This is a genomic window from Micromonospora maritima, assembly GCF_902825405.1.
Classification (GTDB): Bacteria; Actinomycetota; Actinomycetes; order Mycobacteriales; family Micromonosporaceae; genus Micromonospora; species Micromonospora maritima.
The window spans coordinates 1-8,707 of sequence record NZ_CADEAU010000220.1 but is presented as its reverse complement, the minus strand read 5'-3'; the positions used below and the strand labels follow the sequence as shown (position 1 = coordinate 8,707).

The window sequence follows — 8,707 nt, the reverse complement described above, 5'->3', positions numbered from 1 at the left end:
CCCGCTGCTGGAAAGCCACCGACCGCTGCGCCACCGAAGAACCCGCCCTCGTCACCCGCAACGACGGCACCCAACTCACCGCCTGCCACCACCCCGAAGGCGGACCGGTGGACGCCGCCGAACCGGTGACGGTCGGCGGTGGCGATGCGGTCGCGCCGGCGACGGCCAACCGCGGCGCCGCCGTCGAGCCGGCGGTGGTCCGTGGCGGCGACACCCCGGAACTGAAGGAGGTGGCGGAATGAGTCTGTCCCCGGTCGAGGGTGTGGCGCTCGCGGAGATCGAGTCGCCCGACGACGGCGACGAGCGCCGGGACAAGGAGTTCGTCGGCCGGTCACCCGGCCAACTCGCGCTGGCGCGGCTCCGGCGTGACCGCACCGCCCTGGTCAGCGGCGCCCTGCTGGTCTTCTTCGTACTTGTCGCGCTGGCCGTGCCGCTGATCGAGGCGTTGTACGGGGTGGGGCCGAAGGAGCAGTTCCAGAGCCGCCTCGACGGCTACGGCATGCCGCTGGGATACGCCGGCGGCGTCACCGGTGACCACTGGTTCGGGCTGGAGCCCGGACTGGGTCGGGACATCTTCATCCGGATGGTCCACGGACTGCGGACGTCGCTGTTCATCGCGTTCGCCGCCGCCGTGCTGACCGCCGTCATCGGCGTGACGCTCGGTACGCTCGCCGGCTATCTCGGCGGCTGGCTGGACTCGGTGATCAACTGGATCACCGACCTGACCCTGGCCATGCCGTTCCTGATCATCGCGCTGGCGCTGATGCCGACCGTCGCGCTGCGCTTCTACGGCCAGCGGGAGGCCGTCCCGGCGTCCTTCCAGATCGGCGTGCTCATCGCGATCTTCGCGTTGTTCGGCTGGACCAGTACCGCCCGCCTGGTCCGGGGTCAGATCATCGCGCTGCGCGAGCGCGAGTTCGTGGAGGCGGCCCGGGCCAGCGGGGCCGGGCTGGGGCACATGCTGTTCCGCCAGTTGCTGCCGAACGTGTGGGCGCCGATCCTGGTCGCCTTCTCGCTGGCGGTGCCGCAGTACATCACCAGTGAGGCGGCGCTGTCGTTCATCGGTGTCGGGCTCACCGACGCGACGCCGAGCTTCGGGCGGATGATCTACCGCAGTCTCGACTACCTGCAGACCGACCCGGCGTACGTCTTCTTCCCCGGCATCACGATCTTCGCGCTCGTGTTCGCCTTCAACCTCTTCGGCGACGCGCTGCGCGACGCGCTCGACCCGAAGTCGTCCCGGTAGGAGGCCGGCCCATGACGCGTTTCCTCATCCGCCGGCTGCTCTCGGCCGCGCTCACGCTCTTCGCGGTCAGCGTGCTGAGCTTCCTGATGTTCTTCGCGCTGCCGCGCGACCCGGTCACCGGCATGTGTCCGAAGAACTGCAACCCCGAGCGGCTGGAACGGGTCCGCCAGGAGCTGGGCCTGAACGACCCGCTGATCAGCCAGTACGCCGGCTACATGAAGGGCATCGTCACCGGGCGGGACCTGGGCAGCGCCCAGGGCGGCCGGTGCGACGCGCCCTGCCTCGGCTGGTCGTACGTCTCCAACGAGGCGGTCTCGGACACCATCGCCCGGGTGCTGCCGGTGACGCTGAGCATCGTCATCCCGGCGGCGATCCTGTGGCTGCTGCTCGGCGTCGGCCTGGGCATGCTCTCCGCGCTGCGCCGGGGCAGCTGGCTGGACCGGGCGGCGATCGGCTTCTCGCTCACCGGCGCCTCGTTGCAGCTCTACTTCGTCGGCGCGGTGCTGCTCATCGTGTTCGTCTACAACCTGCGCCTGCTCCCGGTACCGAGCTACACCTCGCTCTTCGACGACCCGCTGAAATGGACGAGCGGGTTGGTGCTGGCCTGGTTGGCGCTGGCCTTCCTCTTCTCCGCCATCTACGCCCGGCTGTCCCGGGCGCAGATGTTGGAGACGCTGTCGGAGGACTTCGTCCGCACCGCCCGCGCCAAGGGCCTGGCCAAGTCGCAGGTCTACGGGCGACACGCGCTGCGGGCCGCGATCACGCCGGTGGTGACCATCGCCGGCCTGGACGTGGGCGGGGCGCTCGGCGGCACCGTGATCACCGAGACGACGTTCGGCCTGAACGGGATGGGTCGGACCGCGGTGGACGCGGTCCGCTCCGGTGACCTGCCGACCATCATGGCGACCGTGCTGATCGCGGCGGTCTTCGTGGTGCTCGCCAACATGGTGGTGGATCTGCTCTACGCGGTGATCGACCCCCGGGTACGGCTCGGCTGACCAGCCGGTCCGACGAAATTTATCGAGAACTGTTACACAACTCGTAGTTTTTCTTCTTTACGATCCTCGGGACGTCGGCGGATGCGCCAGGCGTACGGGTGGAGGAGGTAGGACATGCGACCACGCGCAGCGGCCGCCGTCGGCGGCGCCATCGCACTGATTGTGGGGCTGGGCGCCTGCTCGGAGAACACGGGCGAGGGCACCAAGGTGGACGCGAACCGGCAGCAGACCGGGGTCATCGCGACCGACCCCAAGGAGTCGCAGGGACCGGCGGCCGAGGTGGAGGGCGCGGCCAAGGGCGGCACGTTCACCATCATCCGGGAGACCCCCATCTCCCACCTGGACCCGCAGCGGACGTACTCGTTCGCCGGTCTGATGGCCAACCCGCTCTTCAGCCGCTACCTGACCACGTGGAAGGACGACGGCAAGGGCGGCCTGGTCCTGGTGGGCGACCTGGCCGAGACGCCGGGCAAGAACGTCAACAACGACTGCAAGGTCTGGGAATTCACGATCAAGGACGGGGTGAAGTTCGAGGACGGCAGCCCGATCACCTCCAAGGAGATCGCGTACGGCATCGCCCGCTCCTTCGACCCGGACCTCACCGGCGGCCCCACCTACATCCAGGAGTGGCTGGCCGACACCGCGCAGTTCGACACCAAGTGGGACTTCAAGAAGAACAAGACGTCGCTGCCGCCCGGCCTGACCACGCCGGACGACAAGACGCTGCGCTTCGAGTTCGCCAAGCCGCGCTGCGACCTGCCGTTCGCGGTCTCGCTGCCCACCACCGCGCCGCTGAAGCCGGAGAAGGACACCGGCGTCAACCTGGACCAGAAGCCGTTCTCGTCCGGCCCCTACAAGATCGCCAAGAACCAGGTCGGCGTCCAGCTCACCCTGGACCGCAACCCGAACTGGGACGCGAAGACCGACCCGGTGCGGCACCAGTACCCGGACCAGTTCGTCTGGACCTTCGGCCCGACCCAGGACGCCGCCAACAACCGGGTGATCGCCGACAACGGCGCGGACCAGAGCGCGCTGGCGTTCAACTCGGTGCCGCCGGCGCTTGTCGCCAAGGTGGCCGGTGACCCGGCGCTGAAGTCCCGCACGCTGCTGTCCCCGACCCCGAGCGCCAACCAGCTCGTGATCAACACCCAGCGGGTCAAGGACCTGAAGATCCGCCAGGCGCTCAACTACGCGATCGACCGGGAGGGCCTGGTCAAGGCCCTCGGCGGCCAGACCGTCGCCCAGCCGATGACCACCCTGATGCCGCCGTCGACCATCGGCTACAAGGCGTACGACGCCTATCCGGCGGGTGCCAACGGCAACCCGGAGAAGGCGAAGGAGTTGCTCGGCGGCCAGACGCCGGAGTTGGTCCTCGGCGTCGCGGACAACACCGACGAGCAGCAGATCGCGGTCCAGCTCAAGGGCAACCTGGAGCGCGCCGGCTTCAAGATCACCGTCCGGAACATCCCGGACGACGCGAAGCTGGACGAGGTCAAGAAGAAGAACAACCCCTGGGACCTCTACATCGGCAACTGGGCCGCGGACTGGCCGAGCGGCGCGTCGATCCTGCCGGTGCTCTACGACGGCCGCACCATCAAGGCCGAGGGCAACAGCAACCAGTCGTACTTCAACGACGACGCGATCAACGCCGAGATGGACCGGATCCTGGCCATGCCCCCGGCCGACCAGGGCCCGGAGTGGGGCAAGCTCGACGAGCGGATCATGAAGGAGCACGCGCCTGTGGTGCCGCTCTACGTCGACGTGGCGTACAACGTGCACGGCTCCAAGGCCGGCGGGGTCTTCATCTCGTCCGTGTTCGGCTACCCGAACTTCGTCAACGCGTTCGTCAAGCAGTAGCCGCACCCGTAGTTGAAGGAAGGGCCCCTTCTTAACGCGCGCCGTTAAGAAGGGGCCCTTCCTCTACCGCAGGCGTTAACAAGGGGCCCTTCCTTACAAGTGGCGGCGGAGGAAGTCCAGCTCCAGGCGGAGCAGGCGTTCGGACACCCCGCCGGCGGCCAGGTGGCTCGCGCCGGTGAGCGGCAGCACCGCGTGCGGACGACCGGTGGCCAGCAGCGCGGCGGAGAGCCGCAGCGTGTGCGCGGCCAGCACGTTGTCGTCCACCAGCCCGTGCACCAGCAGCATCGGCCGGGCCTGCGTCGGGTCGCCGAGCGGCTCGGCGGCCAACTCGACGAGCGAGTGGTGGGCGTAGACGTCCATCCCGTCGTCCGGCATGCCCAGGTAGCGCTCGCTGTACGCGGTGTCGTACAACGCCCAGTCGGTGACCGGCGCGCCGACGATCGCGCACCTGAACAACTCGGGGTGGCGCAGCACCGCCAGCCCGGCCAGCCAGCCGCCGAACGACCAGCCGCGCACCGCCACCCGCTCCAGGTCCAGGTCCGGGTGCTTGCCGGCGAGCGCGGTGAGCGCGTCCACCTGGTCGCTCAGGATCACGTCGGCCACCCGGCGGTGGATCGCCTTCTCGAACGACGGCGCGATGCCCGGCGTGCCCCGGTTGTCGATGGTCACCACCGCGAAGCCCTGCTCGGCCCACCACTGCCGTTCCAGCCAGGCGCCGCGGGCCGCGATCACCTCCTGGTGGCCGGGGCCACCGTAGATGTCCAGCAGCACCGGCAACCGCGTGCCCTTGACGTGCTCGACCGGATAGAGCACCGCGCTGGGCAGCCGTCGGTCGGTCACCCGGACCAGCGTCGGCCGTGGCGCGTACGAGCAGGTGGCGGCCAGCGAGCGCAGCTCGCCCACCTCGCGGTCGCCGTGCCACACCCGCCAGCGCACCCCGGGGTGCTCCAGCGAGGCGATGCCCACCACCAGCGTGGATCCGCCGATCGCGGCGGTGTGCCAGCCCGGGTCGCTGCCCATCCGGCGGGCGTCCATCCCGCCGCCGATGGTGGTCCGTACCCGGTAGAGGTGGCGCTGGCTCGGCTCGCCCTCGCTCGCCTCCACCAGCAGGTCGGCCGCCGTGTTGGGGCCGGCCGGCAACCGCCCGACCACCCGCCGCACGTACAGCGAGGGTGGGGTGAGCAGGGTCCCGTCGGCGAAGAGGCAGCGGGCGTCGTACCCGTCGTGGGCCAGCTCGCCGCCGACCAGCACCCGCCCGTCGGGCAGGTGCGCCGGGGTGCCGGGGATCGGCTCCACCCAGCGCGGGTCGGCCAGCTCCGCGTGCACCTGCGTCTCCCCGGTGCGCGGGTCCACCGCCAGCACCAGGCCGTGCTGCTGCGAGCGGCGCAGAACGGTGATCAGCGGCCCGCCGTCCGCCCAGTCCACCGAGCTGAGGTAGGGGTAGGTCTCGCGGTCCCAGTGCACGTCGACCCAGCCGCCGTCGAGGTCGAGCAGGTGCAGGCTGACCTCCGCGTTCGGTCCGCCGGCCACCGGGTACGCCAGCGAGGTCGGCGGGCTCGCCGGTTCGGCCGGGTCGTGCAGGTACCAGCGCGGCAGGCGGGACTCGTCGACCCGGGCGGCCAGCACGCTGCGCCCGTCCGGCGCCCACCAGTAGCCCCGGTAGCGGTGGAACTCCTCGGCCGCGATGTGCTCGGCCAGCCCCCAGGTCACTCCGCTGTCCTCGCCGGCGAGCAGGTTGTCCGTACCGTCCGGCTCGACGACCCGCAGCTGGCCCCGGCGGACGCCCTCGGCCGCGTCGGTGACGTAGGCCAGTCGCTCGCCGGCCGGGTCGGGACGCGGGTCGATCACCGGCCCCACGGCGGCGACCTCGACCACGTCGCCGTGCACCAGGTCGGCCCGGAACAGCCGTCCGGCCAGCGCGAACGCGGCCACCCTTCCGGCCGCGTCCAGCGCGTACGAGCCGATGCCGCCGGAGCTGAGGCGCAGCCGCTCGCGCAGCGCCCGCTCGCCGGGGGCGAGGCGGGTCGGCTCGGCGTCCGTGCCCAGCAGCACCGCCGGGTCGGCGACCAGGCGTTCCTCGCCGCTGTCGACGTCGAGCAGCCAGAGTGCGTCGGCCGGGTCCTCCGGTCCCGCGGACCGCAGGAAGAGCACCCGGGAGCCGTCCCCCGCGACGGAGACGGCGCGCGGCGCCCCGTGGCTGAACCGACGGGTACGGGCGGCCAGCTCGGGAAAGTCCACGCCTGCAGATCGTAGGCGGGTGCCGGGCGTGATGTGGCCGACCTGGGCGGACGCATGAGCGCCGAGCGGGCAGGACCGCCGGTTAGAGTGACGGGCGTGACGACCCTGCCCGACCGACGCCTCCTGCTGGTCCACGCGCATCCCGACGACGAGTCGATCGGCACCGGCGCGACGATGGCGCACTACGCCGCGGCCGGCGCCCACGTCACGCTGGTGACCTGCACGCTCGGCGAGGAGGGCGAGATCCACGTCCCCGAGCTGACCCAGCTCTGTGCCGCCGAGGCGGACCAGCTCGGCGGCTACCGCATCGGCGAGCTGGCGGCGGCCTGCGCCGCGCTCGGCGTCACCGACCACCGGTTCCTCGGCGGCGCCGGCCGCTACCGCGACTCCGGGATGATGGGGCTGGCCACCAACGACCACCCGCGGGCGTTCTGGCGCGCCGACCTCGACGAGGCCGCCCGGCACCTGCTGGAGGTCATCCGGGAGGTCCGCCCGCAGGTCGTGATCACGTACGACCCGAACGGCTTCTACGGGCACCCCGACCACATCCAGGCGCACCGGGTGGCGATGCGCGGGGTGGAGCTGGCCGCCGCCGAGGGGATCGCCCCGGACAAGGTCTACTGGACGGCCATGCCGCGCAGCGTGCTGGACGCCGGCCTGGAGGCGTTCACCGAGTCGTCGGACAATCCCTTCGCCGGCATCGACGACGTCGACGAGCTGCCCTTCGGCACGCCGGACGCGCAGATCGCGGCGCGGATCGACGCCACCGAGCAGCATGCCGGGAAGGAGGCGGCGATGCGCGCCCACGCCACCCAGATCCCGGCCAACTCGTGGCTCTACTCGATCGCCGGCAACTTCGGCGCCGAGTTCATGGGGGTGGAATACTTCACGCTCGCGGTCGGCGCGAAGGGCCCGGGCGCCGGCCCGTACGGCTGGGAGGACGACCTGTTCGCCGGGTTGGGCCTGGACGGGCCGGACCGCGCCCCGGTCGCGGCGGCCGGTCTCCGGTGACGCTGCCCGCCGTACCCGTGTCGATCCTTCCCGAGCCGCAGCCGCCCGCGCCGCCGTCGCGCGCCGAGCGGGCGCTCGACCGTGCGGTGCGCGTGGCCGGCGGCGTGGTGACGGTGTGGGCCGGTGTCCTGGCCGCGCTGCTCGATCTGATCTTCGCGACCTGGGCGTGGGAGACGGTGCAGGGCCGCTCCGGCGGCGCCCAGGCGCTTGTCGGCGTCGGGCTGGTGGTCGCCGGGATCGCGGCCGTGGTGGCGTCGACGGTGCTGCTGGGCTCGTTCGCGCACCGGTCGACCGGCACCCGGTGGGCGGTGGCGCTGGCCGCGCTGCCGTGGTTCCTGGTGATCGTCGTGGGCGGGTTTCGCACCACCGAGGGGGACCTGGCGCTGGCCGGCGACAACGTGCTCGGCCTGGCCCTGATCGTCGCCGGCGCGGTCACCTTCGCGGTGCTCGGCTTCCGGCAGATCGTGGTGCCGCCGGCCGCCTCCCGGTGAGGTGCTGACGCCGCACAGGTGGCGGTGGTAGACATTCCTGCCAGAGGCCCGCCGTGGGGGCGGGTGGTACGGCGGGAGGCGTGCGATGGCTCAGAGGTGGCGTGCGGTCGGCGTGCTGGCGGCCGCGTTGTTCGCGGTGAACGTGGTGGCTCGGCTGGTCATCCGGTTCGCGTTCCCGGACGACGACACCGCCTCCGGCCGGGTCTCCCTGGTGATGTTCCTGGTGATCGGGCTGATCCTGGCGGGCACGTCGTTCCGCTGGGGTGCCGACCGGCCGCTCGGGCACTGGGCCGGTGACCTGGCCGTCGGGGTGGTCGCGGCGCTGGCGCTGACCGTGTTCGTCGGCCCGCTGCTGGTCGGGGAGAACCCGTTCGGCGGGGGCGCCGGTCTCTTCTTCGCCCAGATCTGGCTCTACCTCGCGGCCGCCCTGGCCGGCGTGCTGGTCGGCTACCTGACCCTCACCGCGCTCGGCCGGGACCACCGCTCCCGCCAGCTCAAGCGGTACGCCGAGATGAAGGTGTCCCGGCCGCGCCGGATCGTCCGCCGCTGACCTCAGGGGGCGACCCGGGTCAGGTAGGTGTGGTGGGTGGTGAAACCGAGCCGGCGGTAGAGCGCCACCGCGCCGACGTTGCGCTGCTCCACCTGGAGGAACGCGCGGGTGGCGCCCTCGGCCGCACCCCAGGCGGCGAGGGCGTGCACGACCGCCGCGGCGAACCCCTGCCGACGGGCCTCGGGCAGCACCTCCAGCAGGCTGACGCCGAGCCAGCGTCCCTCGCCGGTGACGGTGCCCCGGCCCACCGCGAGCAGCCGGCCGTCGACCCGCAGCTCGGCGAAGCGGACCCGCGCCACGGCGGTGAGCACGTGCC

General features: G+C 71.9%; 8 protein-coding genes and 1 pseudogene. 7 read left to right on the top strand and 2 right to left on the bottom strand.

Annotated features, from left to right (window positions below; all coding sequences use genetic code 11):
* The 4 genes and pseudogenes from HUW36_RS19190 to HUW36_RS19175 all read left to right on the top strand — a co-directional run.
* A pseudogene (locus tag HUW36_RS19190) lies at positions 1–242 on the top strand (hypothetical protein); the annotation flags it as partial.
* Positions 239–1,246 (top strand): ABC transporter permease, encoded by a 1,008-nt coding sequence (locus HUW36_RS19185; RefSeq protein WP_174529437.1) that lies wholly within the window; start codon positions 239–241, stop codon positions 1,244–1,246. The pseudogene HUW36_RS19190 and the gene HUW36_RS19185, both read left to right, overlap by 4 nt.
* Positions 1,247–1,257: 11 nt before the next feature.
* Positions 1,258–2,244 carry an ABC transporter permease gene (locus tag HUW36_RS19180; RefSeq protein WP_174529436.1) on the top strand — a complete coding sequence of 329 codons (987 nt, stop codon included), beginning with the start codon at positions 1,258–1,260 and terminating at the stop codon, positions 2,242–2,244.
* 114 nt (positions 2,245–2,358) lie between these two features.
* Positions 2,359–4,101: an ABC transporter substrate-binding protein gene (locus HUW36_RS19175; protein WP_174529435.1), complete on the top strand. Its 1,743-nt coding sequence runs from the start codon at positions 2,359–2,361 to the stop codon at positions 4,099–4,101.
* Between the two features lie 93 nt (positions 4,102–4,194).
* Here the strand turns inward: HUW36_RS19175 and HUW36_RS19170 are convergent, their stop codons facing one another.
* A complete protein-coding gene (locus tag HUW36_RS19170; protein ID WP_174529434.1) occupies positions 4,195–6,339 on the bottom strand; it encodes a prolyl oligopeptidase family serine peptidase in 2,145 nt (714 codons plus the stop codon).
* An 87-nt stretch (positions 6,340–6,426) separates the two neighbouring features.
* On the opposite strand from HUW36_RS19170, the gene mshB reads away from it, so the two are divergent.
* From mshB to HUW36_RS19155, 3 genes are all read left to right on the top strand, one after another.
* Positions 6,427–7,350, top strand: a complete 924-nt coding sequence (mshB, locus tag HUW36_RS19165; protein WP_174529433.1) for an N-acetyl-1-D-myo-inositol-2-amino-2-deoxy-alpha-D-glucopyranoside deacetylase — start codon at positions 6,427–6,429, stop codon at positions 7,348–7,350.
* The gene (locus HUW36_RS19160; RefSeq protein ID WP_174529432.1) at positions 7,347–7,841 is read left to right on the top strand and encodes a hypothetical protein; all 495 of its coding nucleotides are present in this window, start codon (positions 7,347–7,349) and stop codon (positions 7,839–7,841) included. The genes mshB and HUW36_RS19160 overlap by 4 nt, the downstream gene beginning before the upstream one ends.
* 85 nt (positions 7,842–7,926) lie before the next feature.
* Positions 7,927–8,391 carry a hypothetical protein gene (locus HUW36_RS19155; RefSeq protein WP_174529431.1) on the top strand — a complete coding sequence of 155 codons (465 nt, stop codon included), beginning with the start codon at positions 7,927–7,929 and terminating at the stop codon, positions 8,389–8,391.
* A 2-nt stretch (positions 8,392–8,393) separates the two neighbouring features.
* Here the strand turns inward: HUW36_RS19155 and HUW36_RS19150 are convergent.
* The coding region (locus HUW36_RS19150; RefSeq protein WP_174529430.1) for a GNAT family N-acetyltransferase at positions 8,394–8,707 on the bottom strand (314 nt) is incomplete at its 5' end.